Consider the following 16241-nt stretch of genomic DNA (forward strand, 5'->3'; position numbering starts at 1 on the left):
TTTTTTGAATAAGGGTTTCGTCTAGACAGCCTCCACCCACACAAACTTGCTTTCATCCAGTTTCTGCTCACCATCAAAGCGGTAAGCCACAAGCCGCCCATTTCCGCGGTAACCAGCCACGCTAAAATCCAAGCAGCAAACGTTATCGCGAATCAACTTTGGAAGCCCCGTTAACCAATAATGTCCAAAGAACACAGGGCGTTCGTTTTCGCCATAATAATTCCGCCGACGTACTTGCGGCAAGACTTCCGCCTGCACATCCATCGAAACTCCGGGCTGGAAACTCAGCTCGCCGAAGCTTGCCTTTGCCGGATTCACCCACCAGGCGATACGTGTCTTGACACGGCGTACCCCCTCGGCATCGGTAAAGTATTCGCCTACGGGCAAGGGCATTTCGGGGCCCTTTAAAAGCGTACTCACAGGCACAAAAAGGCTGTCTTCGTATTCAAAATCCTCGTCGTTGGCGCGAGCAATCAATTTGTCGAAATCGCCATCGGCAAAGCAGGTAATATTTTCACGCCTTAAAGCCTCGACGGCAGCCCCGTCAAAGCAGGCATGCTGGGCCCTGAACGAATCTGTCTCTAGATAGAACGGCAATGTTTTTGCAAATTCAAGAGCATCCAGAAACTCTTGCTTACGACCCACAAAAGAAGATACAGTCCGCGAATGGATTGCCACCTTATTAAAGCTGTGCTCTCGCAAAAAGCCGTCTTTAAAACGATGCAGAAAATGCCCGCCACCAGCACCATTCTTTTGCCAGAACGAAAGCATATTGAATTCGTGGTTTCCCATGAGGGCAACAGCAGTTCCTGCCTCCCGCATTGCACGCACCAAGTTCAGCGTTTCACGCACCTTGGAGCCGCGATCCACATAATCGCCCAGAAACACTACCGTACGTTCATTCCCGGGATAACGGTAGGCGCCATTCGATTCCACGTAACCCAACTTCTTTAACAGGGCTCGCAGTTCATCACAATGTCCATGAACATCACCGATAAAATCCAAGGAATTCGTCATGGCTCTAATATAACTAATGCAAATAAAATTATCTTTGCTTAAAAGAATCCTTTCGATATAAATATGAACATTTGGGAACTGCTCACATCTGACAAGGCCTTGGGTTTTATCAAAGAAGCCATTGTCCGCAAAATGGATGCTCTTCAGGTATCGACCCGTCTGAACAAAGACGGCTACAGCAATGAAGAACGGGCCGCCATCATGGATTACATGGCACTAGTTCCCAAGTTCCGTGAAAAGTTTTTTGTCGAATCGAAGCGAAAAGAAAAATTCCTGCTCTGCGACAAGCTAGCCCTGGAGCAAAGTACAGCCCAAGATATCGGCCGCTGGAAGGCAAACCTCTGGCCAAGCGAAGGATCCGTTAATGATTTATGTTGCGGCATGGGCGGCGACAGTTTCTTTTTACCCGCCAGCCTTAAAGTGACTGGCGTTGACCTGGACGAAAACCGCCTGGCAATGTACCGCTACAACCTGCAAGCCTTCGGCAAAGATGCTGATACGCGATGCGCCGACGTTCGCGAAGTCGCCCGCGAAAACGATTACACAGGCAGCCTCAAAGCGGACTTTTTTACGATTGACCCGGCCCGTCGCGCCTTGGAAGGCGAAAACCAGCGGGACCTGCGCAATCTGACCCCCTCACTCGAAGAAGTCGTAGACATCAGTAGGCATTACAAGGGCGGCATGGCCAAGCTCCCGCCCGGCTACCCGCCAGCAGAAATCCCCGACGGCACCGAGATTATATATATAGGCGGTCACAGCGACTGCCGCGAATGCCTGGTGCTTTTCGGCGAACTCGCCAAGAATCCTGACACAGTCCGGGCCGTTATCGTGGACAAATCGGGCGAAGTCCTCGCTGAATGGAGCCGCCCCCGCAACCACGCCGACGAAACGCTGGACGACGACCTTCAAGAAAAACTGGACAAAAACGACTCCCTCGAAGGAAAAGATCGCACCTACCGCACCGCCACAAGCAAAAGCGACCTTCCGCTGGGCGAACTGGGCAAATACCTTTCGGAACCCTCGCCCGTGCTTATACGCAGTCACCTTTTCAATGCGGCAGCCCTCGCTTGCGATGCAAACGCCCGCCTGATTTCAGAGGGTATCGCCTACGTGACTAGCGAAAATTCACTTCCTGCACCAGGATTTTCTTGCTACGAAGTCCTCGCCCACGTCGAAATTGCAACGGGTGCCGTCCGCGCCATGCTTAAAGAGCACGACATCGGCAAAATCACTCTCAAACTCCGCGGCGTAAAACTCGACCCTGATGCCGAAATCAAGCGCTTAAAACCCAAGGGCAAAGAATCTGCCATATTATTCTATACCCGCGCATACGGCGAAAAAGTCGCAATACTTGCGAAGAAGGTAACAAATGTCCGTTAAACTCGAAGAATCCTGGCTCAACCTGCTCGCAGACCAATTCGAGCAGCCATATTTTAAACAAATTAAAGAAAAACTTTTGCAAGAAAAGGCGGAACACCATGTGGTTTATCCGCCGGGATCTCAGATTTTTGCGGCCCTCGACTTTTGCCCTGTCGATAAAGTCAAGGCCGTCATTATCGGTCAAGACCCCTACCACAATCCGGGCCAAGCCCACGGGCTGTGTTTCTCGGTCCCTGTAGGAATCGACCCGCCGCCTTCGCTCATCAACATTTTCCAGGAACTCCACGATGATCTAGGCATTAACCCGCCGCCGCACGGAAACCTGGAAAGCTGGGCTCACCAGGGAATCCTGTTGCTGAACGCCTCCCTCACGGTCCGCGCCCACATGGCAGCAAGCCATGCCGGAATCGGGTGGCAACAGTTTACAGACACCATCATCAAGCGACTCTCCGAAATCCGCGAAAACCTGGTATTTTTGCTTTGGGGCAGTTTTGCAATCAAAAAACAGGAACTCGTGGCTAAAAACCGTGGTCATCTGATTTTGACAGCCCCCCACCCGAGTCCTCTTTCGGCTTACCGCGGGTTCTTCGGATGTAAACATTTTAGTAAGGCAAACGAATATTTAAAAAGCAAAGGACTTGAACCCATCGACTGGAGCATTAAGTAGCGCCGCACCGGTCTAATTTTCTATATTAACAGCCATGAATCGAAATAATACTTTTGGTCGTCTACTGGTTTTTATCGTGTTGGGCCTGATCATCGGCGGTGTCCTGGGCGAATGCCTCGGTATGCTCTTTGGTCAGCTTGGCGAACTGATGAACGCAGGTGGCTTCAATAATGTCGTCCACAACTTCTTCGTTTCATCCTTCAACTTCAACATCGGTTTTCTCGACAGACCCGAGCCGGTCATCCTTGACCTGTACCTCGTCAAGTTTGCCTTCGGTTTTAGCGTCAAGCTGAACGTGGTAAGCATCATAGGCATGATACTCGGTATCTACATCATGAAATGGTCCGGAGGAAAGTAATGGAGACCATCCAAGAATTGAGTGGCAAGCTCGCAAACGGCAGCAAGACTGCAGTGGCACTTGCCGAAGAATCCCTCGCAAAGATTGAATCTACCAAGAATTTGAATGCTTATATTAGCGTGTTGAACGAACGCGCCCTGCAGAAGGCTGCCGAATCCGACAAGCGCCGTGCCGAAGGTAAAACTTTGGGCGCCCTCGACGGCATTCCCGTCGCCGTGAAGGACAATATGTGCATTGAAGGCACGCGCACGACCGCCGCCTCCAAGATTCTTGAAAACTTTGTCGCCCCCTACACCGCGACCGCAATCGAAAAACTCGAAGCCGCCGGTGCAATCATCGTGGGTAAGACCAACATGGACGAATTCGCCATGGGTTCGAGCAACGAAACCTCCTACTTCGGTAAGGTCGTGAACCCGCTCGATGAATCCCGCGTTCCGGGTGGCTCCAGTGGCGGTTCGGCCGTAGCCGTGGCCAGTGGCACGGTCGCCTGTGCGCTCGGCTCCGACACCGGCGGTTCCATTCGTCAGCCCGCCGCCTGCACAGGCGTTGTGGGCTTGAAGCCCACCTACGGCCGCGTCTCCCGTTACGGCCTCTTGGCTTACGCTAGCTCCTTGGACCAGATCGGCCCCTTCGGTGCAACCGTCAAGGATACGGCAACGCTCCTCGGTGCTATCTGCGGCATCGACCCCCACGACAACACCACCAGCACTCGCCCGACCGAAGACTTTACCGCTAAACTCGACGCCGGCGTCAAGGGCAAGGTGATCGGCGTCCCGAAGGAATACTTCGGCGAAGGTCTCGATGCCGAATGCAAGGCCGCTATCGAAGGCATGCTGAAGAAACTCGAAGCCGAAGGCGCTACCCTCAAGGAAATCAGCCTTCCGCACATCAGCTACGCTGTTTCTAGCTACTACATCATCGCTACCGCCGAAGCAAGTTCGAACCTTTCACGCTACGACGGCGTTCGCTACGGCTACCGCAGCAAAAAAGCCCGCAAGCTCTTTGACCTGTACGCCAAGTCCCGCAGCGAAGGTTTCGGCAAGGAAGTCCAGCGCCGCATTCTCCTCGGAAGCTACGTTCTTTCCGCAGGTTTCTACGACGCCTACTACGTGCAGGCCCAGAAGGTCCGTCGCCTGATTACCGACGACTTCAACAAGGCATTCGAAAGCTGCGACGTGATCGCAAGCCCCACGATGCCGGGGCTCCCGCTCAAGTGCGGCATGAACGAATCCGACCCGATGGCCGTTTACCTCAGCGACATCTACACCGTAAGCCTGAACCTTTCGGGCCTCCCGGGCGTAAGCGTGCCGTGCGGCATGGCCGGCGGACTTCCCGTGGGTCTCCAGTGGATCGGCAAGCCGTTTATGGAAGCCGACCTGCTCAGCGTCGCTGCAGCTACCGAAGCTTTAAACAAATAATGAAGACGTTCCTCAAGGCAATCTCATTCGCCGTCGCGCTCCTCGCGCCGCTTTCGTTCGCGCAGGAGTCCGATTCATCGGCAATTGAGTCATCATCGGCAGTCGAGTCGTCTTCTTCGGAAGACGCCTTCGCTTCGATCATGGAACAGCGATTTGCTCCCGATGCCGAAACCGAAGCTGCGACAATTGAATCGTCATCGTCCATAGAATCGCCCTCTTCCGCCGAAGAAGAATCATCCTCTTCCGGAGGAGGCCTCGTACTCATCGGTGATGAAACATCGTCTTCGTCTAAACGTATGGTCTACGGTAAGGATGCTCCCGTCTACACGTTCGTCGTCACCGCGGGTATCCAGTCCCCGAGCCGCGGCCTTGTTTCGCTCGAATACGTCGTTGCGCAGGAAATCTTCAACGTGGGCGTACACTTTACCGACTACACGGTCGAGATTTTCCAGGCCGGCATCTCGCTCATATACTATCCCATGGAAGCCCGCTACTTCTACATGTTCCTGACTTCCGACTGGATCCACGGCGAATACGACAGGGACCGCGACATCGGTGCGGGCGTCTACAAGCTATACACCGAGACGGTGAACTACTGGCGTGTCGTGCTGGGTATCGGTGCGGAAGTGCTGTTCATGAAGCATTTCGGCGCCTACGTGGAGGGTGGTTTCGAGTTCTTCGCCGGAGACGGCGGTTACTATACGCACCTAAACACAGACCACGGCAAGCTCGACAACAACAAGATCGTATTGCCCCTCGGTATCGGCGTCACATTCCCGTTCTAAAAGATTGATTCTAAATCTCGCAATCTTTAATTGCAGAAAGCGAACCCGCCGAATACGCCTTCCGGATGCATTCGGCAACGGATTCTGCAAGATCAACAACTTCCTGCGGGATAGCAATGGAGTCTCCATCGCTACCGCTGCTATCAACAGTATTCGCCTTGACAATAGAATCAGCTACAGCTTGAGCAACAGAATCCGCAATAGCTTGGGCGATTGAATCAGCGATAGCCTTTTCTTTGGCTCTGCGGTCTTCGGCCGCTTCATAGACTTTCGCCGGAACGCGATTCAACGTGACACCGTTCTTACTCACGACTCTGACAAGGCCGTCGTGGACGCCGTAATAGAACGCCGAGATGTTGCACACGTTATACGAACTGTCTGTTGCATTGAACACTATAATGTCGTAATACGTGGAATCAGCCACTTTGAGGGAATCCTTGAAACTCAGCTTATTGCCATTCTTTGTTGTCGCCGGGAAAACGGGATTGTCGAAAATGATTTTTTCATTCAGGGCCGGATTGCAACGGACAACGATGGAACCATCATTCAATTGCTGATCCACATAGAGCTGCACATCAATGCCAGACGTAAGCGCCTTGGCAGCATAGTACATCTCAGGTTGATCTTTTGTGCCGAAATCGACAAGCTGATTTATCTTGTCGACAAAGTTGACCGTATCTGCCAAATAGATGACAGAATCTTCGCTAAAACCATTCTTGGAATCGAGCAGCATCTGCACATCTTTGGACATCGAAGAACTTTCATCATCGCCACAGGCCCAAAGGAGCACCACAAAAGCAAGGAAAAGAACCTTTTTCATTAGTCGTCCTCCTCATTGATTGCAATGTAGCTACCGTCTTCCATCTCTATTTTCAAAATGCCCTTCTTTGTCTGATAATACAACTTGGCACTTGATTCAACCGTATTTGTCTGATAATCGTTCTTATACGGCTGTTCGTATTTGCGCCCCTTGGCAACAGCGACATCGGCATACGCGACTCCATTTATCTCCATCTTTTCGATATACGACGAATCACGTACATAGGCCAGAGAATCCTTGCCATCAGCATTAATCAAAGCCAACTCTTTTTCTAGTCTCTCGGGATTCCTGAGCGAAAAGATATACTGTCCGAACTTCACCGTTATAGATTGATTCAATTTATCATCTTCATTGTAGTAGAAGGTCGCCGTTTCCGCTGAAAGCGAAATGGTATAAATCGGATATGCCGATTCCAGAATAGTATTCAAATGCTTAGTGCAAACATCATCGATATAGTTATCTCTATCAATGACAGCAAGCGAAAACAGATAGCCGTCCGAATGCTTGTACGGAATAGTCTTACCCACTTTATAATTGCCAAATTCTGCCGCATATCCGCTGATTTTAGAATTGTCGCTACACTTGTAATAATTGGGTTCAGTTTCAACAACATCTCCGCATGCACAAAGAATCGCAAGCGAAAAATTCATCAAAAGCAATAATTTTGTACAAAATCTCATCATAGTACAAATATATATTCATTTTGAAAAAAAATAAACTTTTGAAAAAAAACACAAACAAAACGCCCCCGGATTTTCTCCGGAGGCATTTTCTAAACGCTCATCGAAAGCGGAACTAGTCACCCGTCCTGTAGTTCGGGGCTTCCTTCGTAATCGTCACGTCATGCGGGTGAGATTCGCGGAGGCCAGCGCCTGTAATGCGGACAAAGGTTGCCTTCTTGTAGAGTTCTTCGAGGTTAGCAGCACCGGCATAACCCATGGCAGAGTGAATACCGCCAATCAGCTGGTAAACGGTGTCGCGGAGCGGTCCCTTGTACGGAACACGGCCTTCGATGCCTTCCGGAACGAACTTGCGCGGTTCCTGAACACCACCCTGGAAGTAACGGTCCGCAGAGCCAGCCTTCATGGCGCCGAGAGAGCCCATGCCGCGGTAGCTCTTGTAGCTACGGCCATCGGCGAGAATCACTTCGCCCGGAGCTTCTTCGGTACCTGCAAAGAGCGAACCCACCATCACGGCGTGACCGCCAGCAGCGAGAGCCTTCACGATGTCGCCAGAGAACTTGAGGCCACCGTCGGCAATGATCTTCACGCCGACCTTGCGGGCCATCTTGCCGCATTCCACAACAGCGGAGAACTGCGGGTAACCCACACCAGCCACGATACGAGTCGTGCAGATGGAACCCGGACCGATACCCACCTTGACGATGTTGGCACCGCACTTGGCGAGTTCTTCGACAGCTTCCGGCGTGCAAACGTTACCGGCGCAAATCGTGAGTTTCGGATACTTTTTGCGAACGGTCTTCACCATGTTACGCACACCGATGTGGTGGCCGTGAGCCGTATCGATAATCAACAGGTCGACGCCGGCGTCCACGAGGGCGGCGACGCGTTCAAGCGTATTGGCAGAAGTGCTGACAGCAGCACCCACGAGCAACTGGCCGTTCTTGTCGAGGCTTGCGTTCGGGTTGTTTTCGCGCTTCAAGATGTCCGTCATCGTAATGAGGCCCTTCAAGGCACCAGATGCATCCACCAGCGGGAGCTTTTCAATGCGCTTTTCGGCGAGAATTTCCTTCGCCTTGGCAAGGCTCACCTTCGGGCTTGCCGTCACCGGATTCTTGGTCATCACGGTGCGGATCTTTGCGTTCATGTCGCTCACGGTGCGGAGGTCGCGGCTAGTGAGCATGCCCACGAGCTTACCCTTCGAAAGAATCGGGAAACCGCTCACCTTGTTGCGGGCGCGGAGTTCAAATGCTGCAGAAACGGGTTCGTCGGCATCGAGCGTTACCGGGTTGGTCACAATACCGGACTGCCAACGCTTGACCTTGCGGACTTCTTCGGCCTGGTCTTCGATAGACATGTTCTTGTGGATAATGCCGAGACCACCCTGCAAAGCAAGGGAAATAGCGAGCGGAGCCGTCGTCACGGTATCCATAGCGGCACTGATAATAGGAATGTTCAGCTTGATATTCGGGGCGAGCTGAGTGCTCACATCGGTCTGAGCCGGAAGAACAGAAGATTCCGCGGGAACAAGGAGGACGTCGTCAAACGTCAAAGCTTCTGGCAAAAGTTTCATAAAGTACCTCTTTTGCGCATAGAATATAGTAATTTTCACGCGCAAATCCTAGTTCAAAAGCGCTAGAAATATGTAAAAAAGAGCGTTTTAGCGATGAGCAGCGTAGAAGTCGCCCTACTTCCCGTTATAGCGTTCCATGCACTTTTCGATGCCTAACTTGAAGTAGCATTCTACAAGGGCAGGGACTTTTGCGATGGCCTCATCAAAAATCGGCCGGTCTTCGGGAGAGAACTTCGCCAAGACCCAGTTGCTGAGGTCAAATTTCGGCGGGCACTTGCCTACGCCAAAGCGGATACGCGGAAACTTGTCGCCCACGTGCTCGATGATGTTGCGGAGCCCGTTCTGGCCGCCGTGACTGCCGTCCTTGCGGCAACGGATACGGCCTACATCCAAATTAATGTCGTCGCTGAACACAAGCAGGTGGTCCGTTTTCACCTTGTACCAGGTCATCAAAGCCTGTACCGCTTCGCCACTCAAGTTCATGTAAGTCTGCGGCTTAGCTAGCAGGCATTCCTCGCCCGCGATGTTCACCTTCATGGTAAGCGCCTTGTGTTCGCTTTTCCAGTCCTTGTTCGGGTCGGCCAATTTTTCGACAGCCATAAAGCCCGCGTTGTGGTGAGTGTTAGAGTACTGAGTACCAGGATTTCCGAGACCGACGATGATGTACATGGTGATAGTAGGAAGTTGGAGGTTGGAAGTAGGAAGCGGGTTTAAATATAAAAAATAACCCGCCTGCCGTGCAGACGGGTCAAATCTTGCGCGAATGAACGCAAATTACTTAGCTTCGGCAGCCGGAGCAGCATCAGCAGCAGCGTCGTCAGCCTTCTTACCGCTCTTGGCAGAGATCGTGAAGATCACGGTGCGCGGCTGGCAAGCGAGTTCGATGCCGTCAGCGAGCTTGAGGTCCTTGGCGTAGAAGGTCGTCGGAGCCGGGAATTCGGAGATGTCCATTTCGAGCACGGCCGGAATCTTGGTCGGCACAGCGGCGAGCTGGATGTAGCGGTTCTGCTGAGCGAAAGTACCGCCCTGGGTCTTAACGCCAACCGGAAGACCGGAGAGCTTAACCGGAACGCGAACCTTAACCTTGGAGGCTTCGTCAATCTTGATGAAGTCGATGTGTTCGATTTCCTGGGAAATCGGGTTCTTCTGGTAGTTGTAAATTACGGCAGCGTTGCCGGCCTTGCCATCAATTTCCAGGTCGAGAAGCGTGTAACGCTTACCCGGGGCGAGAACCTTGCGAACATCGATTGCGCTAACGCTGATATTCACAGACTCCTGACCCTTACCATAATAGACAGCCGGAATCTTGCCTTCCTTGCGGAGACGGGCGCAGTCGCGGCTCTTGCCTAGCACTCTCGAGGTTGCTGCGAGTTTTGTGAGTTCCATAATTTTACTCCAATTAAGTAAATGGTTAAAAAAAATTCATTGGGGTAGCTGGACTCGAACCAACGAATAACGGAATCAAAATCCGTTGTCTTACCACTTGACGATACCCCAATGGTGGCGCAAATATAGCAAATTCACACCAATTTCAAAGGGTAGAGGCTAAAAACCCTCAAAAAAGCGGGTTACTACCTGGTACCTGGAGATGGGTTTCAGCTCTTCGGCGGCCTCTTTTGCCTGCTTACGGGTTTCGAAAACGCCAAAAACAGACGCCCCCGACCCCGACATCAGGACGGATTTCGCTCCGAGGCGCTTGAACTCATTTTTCATCTCTTCGACAAGCGGATGCTTGGGGAACACAGACTCTTCGAAAGCGTTGAAGGAATTGGCAAGCGCAAAGTCGATCGACGCGGCCTTGCCCGTACGCATGCACTTGGATTTGTATGTTTCCCAACGATCCGGGCCGGACTTGGGCACGCCGGCATAAGCATCCTTGGTCGGAACGGAATCGAGCGGAGTCGCCACCAACAGGTACTGTTCGTCGTTCAACTGCAGCGGCTTTACAAAAGTGAGCTTTTCGCCAATGCCTTCGGCCATTGCGGTACCACCACGCACCAAGAACGGCACATCGGCCCCGAGTTTTGCACCGATTTCTTCGAGCTTTTCAAACTTGAATTTCAGCTTCCACAGCTGGTTCAACAAACGAAGCGTCGCTGCAGCGTCTGCAGAACCGCCACCAAGGCCTGCTCCTAAAGGCATTACCTTGTTCAAATAAATATCCGCACCTAGCGTCGTGCCCGACTCCTGCTGCAGGAGCTTGGCAGCCTTGTAAACTAAGTCCGATTCCAGCGGATAATTCTGCGGTTCGTTGTAGCAAAGCGTAATCCGACCGTCCTGGCGCGGTTCAGCACTTACGGTATCGCCTGCGTCGATAGTCTGGAAGAGAGTACCCAAATCATGGTAGCCATCTTCACGTTTACGAATAACATCCAAAAACAAATTAATCTTGGCAGGAGCGTATTCTTTCATGCCGTTAAACTTAGCAAAAATATTCCAATTTGGAATACCTAGGACAAACTTTTCATTACCGTAAAAAAAAAACAATATATATTAGGGGATGATAGTTTCTAACTATTAAATAAGCCCAAAGCTTGTAAAACCAAAAGAAGAGAAAATTATGAAGAAAATCGTTTTCACCATTTTCTTTTGCCTTGCCACATTGGCGGCGGAAGCCCAGGTCGACAAAATTCTAGGACCATGGACCGCCATCGACCCCGATACCGACAAGCCTTACGCCACCGTACTCATCTATAAAAGCAGCAACGGGCTGTATTACGGCAAACTCACCGAAATTCTGGATTCCGACGACCCGGCCGACCAAAAGCTCATCGGCACCATCATCATCAAGGACATGAAGGAAGATGACGGTATGCTGAAGGGCGGCTCCATTTACGACCCCGAAGAAAACAAGACCTACCACGGAAAGATTTCACTCACCAAGGACGGTCGCTTGGAAATGCGAGGCTCGCTTGACCGCTGGGGACTTTTGGGTGCTACGGAATATTGGAAACGCAGTAAAAAGTAAAAAAAGATGGAACAAGGAGAAAATATGAAGAATCTGTTTATTAAAGTGCTCGGCACTAGCTTATTGTATGCGGCAACCACCTTTGCCCAGTCGGCAAACGAAATCGCCAAGAAAGTTCACGACTTGCCTTCCGGAAAAACATCGTCTGGAACCATTTCGGTTACCCTGATTGACAAAAACGGGAAAACCCGCAATCGCGAAATCGCATCTTACACTATGAAGGACGGAACCACCGACAAGACGGTCCTTGTTTTCAAGACACCCAGGGACGTGGCGGGAATCAGCTACCTCACCTACGACTACCCCGACAAGGTCGATGGTTCCACCGTCGATAGCGACAGCTGGATTTACCTCCCTGCCATGAAAAAGGTGCGCCGCGTTTCCGGTTCCAGCAAGGACGACGATTTCCAGGGAACAGACTTTACTTACGACGACCTGGGCACACGCAGTCTTTCCAAGGACAACTTCGCCATTCTCGGCGAAGAGAAGGTGAACGGAATTGACTGTTGGATTCTCGAAGCCAAGGCAAAGGATCCCAAAGCAAAAGTCAGCCGTCGCGTGTCCTGGGTGAACAAGAAAACTTACGTGGTCCACAAGGGCGAATACTTCGACAAGCAGAATCGTCTGCAAAAGACACTCGTTGCCGACAATATTCAGCAGGTGAACGGCTACTGGACCTCTCTCAAGATGACCATGACCAATGTCCAGACAAACCACAAAACCGTCTACGAAATCAAGAACCTTAAGTACGACGAAAAAGTAAACGAAAGTTACTTTACAGTCAGTGCGTTGGAACGTGAACAAGTCAAGTAAAAATGAGAGTTTCTAGAATCAATCATTTTTTTCGCAAGGTCGGAACCACCCAGATTCGTTACCGTTGGCCCATTCTAGCCATACTGCTCGTTATTACCGTAATCTGTAGTTCCGGTCTTGCCGATTTCGCTCTTTCGCGTGGCGAAGAGGGCTGGTTTGGCGATTCCGACGAAATCACCATCAATACGAAAAAATACGAACAGGTCTTCGGGAACCTGAACGGCGTCGGAGTCCTCCTCGTAAAGCAAGGCGATGGCGATGTCTTTAGCAAAGACATCCTGAATGTCATCGATAAAATCGGGACACGGTTACAAGACGAAATTCCGTTTGCAAACAGGCTCACCTCGATTATCAATGTCAATATTCCCGTAGGTAACGAAGAAGGTTTTGAAATCGTCAAGCCTTATGAGAACGGGATTCCCTCGGACTCCGCAGAACTCGCCAAGGCACGTGCCCTCGTGATGCGCGGGAACGAAAAAACGAACGCTCTCATCAACGCACTCGTCAGCGACGACGGACGCGAAACCTGGATATCCTTGTCGCTCCACCCATTCGAAGGCAAGGAACTTGAAGAAAAATTCGAAGGCGACGTAGAAGAAGTCAACCTGGCTATCGGCTACAAGCTGATGGAAATTATGGAAAGCGACGAATTCCAGAACAAGGACTATAAACTGTATGGCGGAGGAATCCCGTTCGACAGCGCCTGCGAAGACCGTTACGAAATTCCCGAATACGGCATCAGGGTACTATGCAGCGTCGGCGTGATGCTTTTATTCCTGGCACTTTTCTTGCGCAATTTCTTTGGCGTTTTCGTTCCGGCAATCACTACCCTCAGTGCCATCGCCTCGGTATTTGGCGGCATGGCCCTTTTCGGAGTAAAGGCAGATTCTACGCTCGTCACTTTGCCAGTCGTTCTGGGCATGGCATTAGCCGTTGGCTATTCGGTGCATTATATAAACATGTTCAAGTTGCAATTTAGACGCACCGGCATCCGTAAAGAATCAGCCATCAAATGCATCGAAGAATGTGGTTGGCCGGTACTGTTTACAGTGCTTACGACCATGGCTTCGTTTATCAGTTTCCTGTTTGTCGACATGAAACCCCTTGTATGGATGGGTAAAGCCGCAGCCCTTGTGGTGCTCGCGATTTACCTCTATGTAACAATCCTGATTCCAATTCTACTGTCGTTCGGCAAGAACGGCGTGCCCGACACAACTAGCAATGACGGCGCTACAAAACTGGACAAGATGTTTTCAGCCTGGTCCAATCTCGTCTATAAAAGAAAATGGCACTTTATTGTGGCTGCAGCCCTGATTATTGCAGCATTTATTCCGGGAATGTTCAAGATTACGGCGCAACTGGACTACCTGAGTATTTCGGGCGACAAGGTTCCCTATGTGCAAGAAATCAAGAAAATGCTAAAGACTAAGCTCGGAAACCAGTACAGCTATTCCATCATGATCTCTTTTGACGAAGAAGGCGCATTCAAGAAGCCCGAAAACATGAAAGCACTTTTGGAACTCGAAGATTACGTAGGCGCTCTTTCGCTTACCAAGTGGTCGGGTGGAAAACCGCGCGTGACCTCGGCGACAAGCATCTTGAAAGAAATGAATCGCGCCTTGAACGAAGGCAAAGATTCGCTTTACGCCGTTCCCGAAGACGAATACGTGCTTGCGCAGCTGATGGAGCTTTCGTCTATCGAAATGCGCGAAGACTTTAGCGAAACGATGGACGAAGAATTCAGAATTACAGAAGTCAGCGTGGACATGACCCAATTCGCTACCGAAGAAGCGCTCCAAAACATGAACGCTTTAAAGGCTAAACTCGCCGAATTGTTCCCGAACGCCCAATGCACACTGCTTGGCGACATGATTCGCTATTCCGAAATGAGCAATCGCATTGTTTTTGGCGGTCTAAAATCCTTCGGATTTTCGCTCATCATCATCGCCATCATGCTAATGTTTGCATTCTCCAGTTTCAAGCTTGGAATTATCGGCATGATTCCGAACGTGGCCCCTGTCATTTTGGTGGGCGGTGTCATGGGATACTTTGACTTTGCGCTGGACTTTAGCACTGTCACCGTAATGCCCTTGGTGCTGGGTATTGCCGTAGACGACACAATCCACTTGACCACACACTTGAAAGTCCGATACGAAGAATGTGGTTCTCTATCGAGGGCGATGGAAGCGACCTTCCGCGAAATCGGGGCATCGATGTTTTTGACCACGTTGATTCTGTGTGCGATGTTCGCCGTTTACCTGTTTAGCCCCTTACGTTTCTTGATGGTACTCGGCCTGCTAATCATTGTTGGCCTTTCAAGCGCCTTGCTCGCCGACTATACGATTACGCCCGCACTTCTGCAAGTGACAAAGCCGTACGGCAAAGAAAAGGAGAAAGCATGAAACGATTCACCGCCCTCGGTTTAGCTTTTGCCGCAACCGTTTGCGCCCAAGAAACAGTCTTCTTGGGTAGCCTTACTTCGCAGGCCGGGGTAGGACTTCCGAACACACACCACAACAAGGGTGACTTTCTACTCGGCCAGACGATCTTTGACGGCACAATCAAATCGTACCTAGACGAAGCCATGGTCTATGTAAACGGCCAGATTGTCCACGACGCCTTAGGCGCTCAATCGACAAACGGCTCATCGGCATTTGTGGCTGACGACGGAACATACGCCTTGAAACTCCGCGAAGCCTATATTGACTGGAAGGGCGAAATGATTGCGCTCCGTATCGGCCGCCAAATTGTTTCGTGGGGTAAGGCCGACGACATCCAGATTACCGACGTATTGAATCCGCGAGACGAAACGAATGTAGTCGCCTCCGATTACAACGAATCTAAGCTGGGAATCGACGCCGTGCGCCTATCCCTGTTAACCGAAAAGACGCAAGTGGACGCCTACTGGATTCCGTTCTTTACGCCAAGCATTCTGCCTCTTGCCAAGGGAAATCCACTACACTCGCGCGTATTCCCGGAGGAAGTGGATGGCATCGGGATCAATTATCCTGAAAAATACGACGACTTCGAACTCCCTAAAAAAAGACTTTCGAAGAGCGAACTCGCACTGCGCGCTAGTACCTACACATCGGTCGCAGATTTGTCGCTGTACGGATTCTATGGTTGGGATGACCTCCCGTTAATCCGATACAACCCCAATATTGTTTTTGGCGATGGCGAAGACATGCCTGCCACCAGCTATTCAATTGATGTGACTGGTGAATACAAACGCATGTACATGATCGGTGCCGATGCAGCGATTCCTGCCGGAGATTTCGTATTCCGTCTTGAAGGAGCCTATTTCCCAAAGAGGCACTTCCAAACAGATGTCAACAGTCAACTCTTTAAGTATTCGGAAGACTCGCGCCCTGCAAGCAAGAGAAAGAATCAAGTTTTAGGCCTTGCCGGACTTGACTGGACTCCAAGCGGAGGCTGGACGATTACAGCACAATATGTCGCGGACGCCGTAATCGATTACGATAGCGACATTGAACGGAAAAAATTTGAACACCAGGCCACCATGAGCATCGAAAAATCTATCCTGAACGAAACGCTCACCATTATGGCCTCGGGTGCATTGGACTTATGGGATTTTTCTACGGCAAGCGAACTGGAACTGGATTACAAGCTGACCGATGCCATTACGCTTAGCCTGATTGGAGACCTGTACTTGGAAGGCCCCGACGGCAAGGAAGGTCTGTACGGCGAATACCGCGATTTCAGCAGTGTCACTTTCAAAGGAAAAATGTCATTCTAACGTTC

16 protein-coding genes and 1 tRNA gene are annotated in these 16241 nt (G+C 51.0%); 9 read left to right on the forward strand and 8 right to left on the reverse strand.

What is annotated here, in order from left to right; all coding sequences use genetic code 11:
- Positions 1-21: 21 nt before the first annotated feature.
- Positions 22-1017 carry a metallophosphoesterase gene (locus B9Y58_RS13100; protein ID WP_073057844.1) on the reverse strand — a complete coding sequence of 332 codons (996 nt, stop codon included), beginning with the start codon at positions 1015-1017 and terminating at the stop codon, positions 22-24.
- 63 nt (positions 1018-1080) lie between these two features.
- Between B9Y58_RS13100 and B9Y58_RS13105 the strand changes: the two genes are divergently transcribed.
- From B9Y58_RS13105 to B9Y58_RS13125, 5 genes are read left to right on the forward strand one after another with little or no spacing between them, the layout of a single operon-like run.
- Positions 1081-2397 (forward strand): THUMP-like domain-containing protein, encoded by a 1317-nt coding sequence (locus B9Y58_RS13105; RefSeq protein ID WP_073057842.1) that lies wholly within the window; start codon positions 1081-1083, stop codon positions 2395-2397.
- The gene (ung, locus tag B9Y58_RS13110; RefSeq protein ID WP_073057840.1) at positions 2387-3064 is read left to right on the forward strand and encodes a uracil-DNA glycosylase; all 678 of its coding nucleotides are present in this window, start codon (positions 2387-2389) and stop codon (positions 3062-3064) included. Before B9Y58_RS13105 ends, ung begins: the two co-directional genes overlap by 11 nt.
- A gap of 34 nt (positions 3065-3098) precedes the next feature.
- Positions 3099-3422: a DUF4321 domain-containing protein gene (locus tag B9Y58_RS13115; protein ID WP_072800930.1), complete on the forward strand. Its 324-nt coding sequence runs from the start codon at positions 3099-3101 to the stop codon at positions 3420-3422.
- Positions 3422-4840, forward strand: coding sequence for an Asp-tRNA(Asn)/Glu-tRNA(Gln) amidotransferase subunit GatA (gene gatA / locus B9Y58_RS13120; RefSeq protein WP_233247984.1), 1419 nt, complete (start codon positions 3422-3424; stop codon positions 4838-4840). The genes B9Y58_RS13115 and gatA overlap by 1 nt, the downstream gene beginning before the upstream one ends.
- The gene (locus B9Y58_RS13125) at positions 4840-5625 is read left to right on the forward strand and encodes a hypothetical protein (RefSeq protein WP_073057837.1); all 786 of its coding nucleotides are present in this window, start codon (positions 4840-4842) and stop codon (positions 5623-5625) included. Before gatA ends, B9Y58_RS13125 begins: the two co-directional genes overlap by 1 nt.
- A gap of 10 nt (positions 5626-5635) precedes the next feature.
- Here B9Y58_RS13125 and B9Y58_RS13130 read toward each other — a convergent pair whose 3' ends face one another.
- From B9Y58_RS13130 to ispE, 7 genes are all read right to left on the reverse strand, one after another.
- Positions 5636-6445, reverse strand: a complete 810-nt coding sequence (locus B9Y58_RS13130) for a hypothetical protein (RefSeq protein ID WP_073057834.1) — start codon at positions 6443-6445, stop codon at positions 5636-5638.
- The gene (locus B9Y58_RS13135; RefSeq protein WP_073057832.1) at positions 6445-7095 is read right to left on the reverse strand and encodes a hypothetical protein; all 651 of its coding nucleotides are present in this window, start codon (positions 7093-7095) and stop codon (positions 6445-6447) included. Before B9Y58_RS13135 ends, B9Y58_RS13130 begins: the two co-directional genes overlap by 1 nt.
- A 145-nt stretch (positions 7096-7240) precedes the next feature.
- Positions 7241-8698, reverse strand: coding sequence for an IMP dehydrogenase (guaB, locus tag B9Y58_RS13140; RefSeq protein WP_073057830.1), 1458 nt, complete (start codon positions 8696-8698; stop codon positions 7241-7243).
- A gap of 114 nt (positions 8699-8812) precedes the next feature.
- The gene (gene pth, locus B9Y58_RS13145; protein ID WP_073057828.1) at positions 8813-9367 is read right to left on the reverse strand and encodes an aminoacyl-tRNA hydrolase; all 555 of its coding nucleotides are present in this window, start codon (positions 9365-9367) and stop codon (positions 8813-8815) included.
- 105 nt (positions 9368-9472) lie between these two features.
- On the reverse strand, positions 9473-10084 hold the full coding sequence (locus B9Y58_RS13150) for a 50S ribosomal protein L25 (protein ID WP_073057826.1): 612 nt from the start codon (positions 10082-10084) through the stop codon (positions 9473-9475).
- A gap of 39 nt (positions 10085-10123) precedes the next feature.
- A tRNA-Gln gene (locus tag B9Y58_RS13155) sits at positions 10124-10195 on the reverse strand.
- Positions 10196-10243: 48 nt separating this feature from the next.
- Positions 10244-11110, reverse strand: a complete 867-nt coding sequence (gene ispE / locus B9Y58_RS13160) for a 4-(cytidine 5'-diphospho)-2-C-methyl-D-erythritol kinase (RefSeq protein ID WP_073057960.1) — start codon at positions 11108-11110, stop codon at positions 10244-10246.
- A gap of 148 nt (positions 11111-11258) precedes the next feature.
- Here ispE and B9Y58_RS13165 point away from each other — a divergent pair, with 148 nt between their 5' ends.
- The 4 genes from B9Y58_RS13165 to B9Y58_RS13180 are packed head-to-tail and all read left to right on the forward strand — an operon-like array spanning position 11259 to position 16236.
- Positions 11259-11666, forward strand: a complete 408-nt coding sequence (locus B9Y58_RS13165; RefSeq protein ID WP_073057824.1) for a DUF2147 domain-containing protein — start codon at positions 11259-11261, stop codon at positions 11664-11666.
- Positions 11667-11690: 24 nt separating this feature from the next.
- The gene (locus B9Y58_RS13170; RefSeq protein WP_073057958.1) at positions 11691-12479 is read left to right on the forward strand and encodes an outer membrane lipoprotein-sorting protein; all 789 of its coding nucleotides are present in this window, start codon (positions 11691-11693) and stop codon (positions 12477-12479) included.
- Between the two features lie 2 nt (positions 12480-12481).
- Entirely contained in the window at positions 12482-14881 is a 2400-nt protein-coding gene (locus B9Y58_RS13175) for an efflux RND transporter permease subunit (RefSeq protein ID WP_073057822.1), read from the forward strand.
- Positions 14878-16236, forward strand: a complete 1359-nt coding sequence (locus tag B9Y58_RS13180; protein ID WP_073057818.1) for a DUF1302 family protein — start codon at positions 14878-14880, stop codon at positions 16234-16236. The genes B9Y58_RS13175 and B9Y58_RS13180 overlap by 4 nt, the downstream gene beginning before the upstream one ends.
- Positions 16237-16241 lie beyond the last annotated feature (5 nt).

This window comes from Fibrobacter sp. UWB15 (assembly GCF_900177705.1).
Taxonomy (GTDB): domain Bacteria; phylum Fibrobacterota; class Fibrobacteria; order Fibrobacterales; family Fibrobacteraceae; genus Fibrobacter.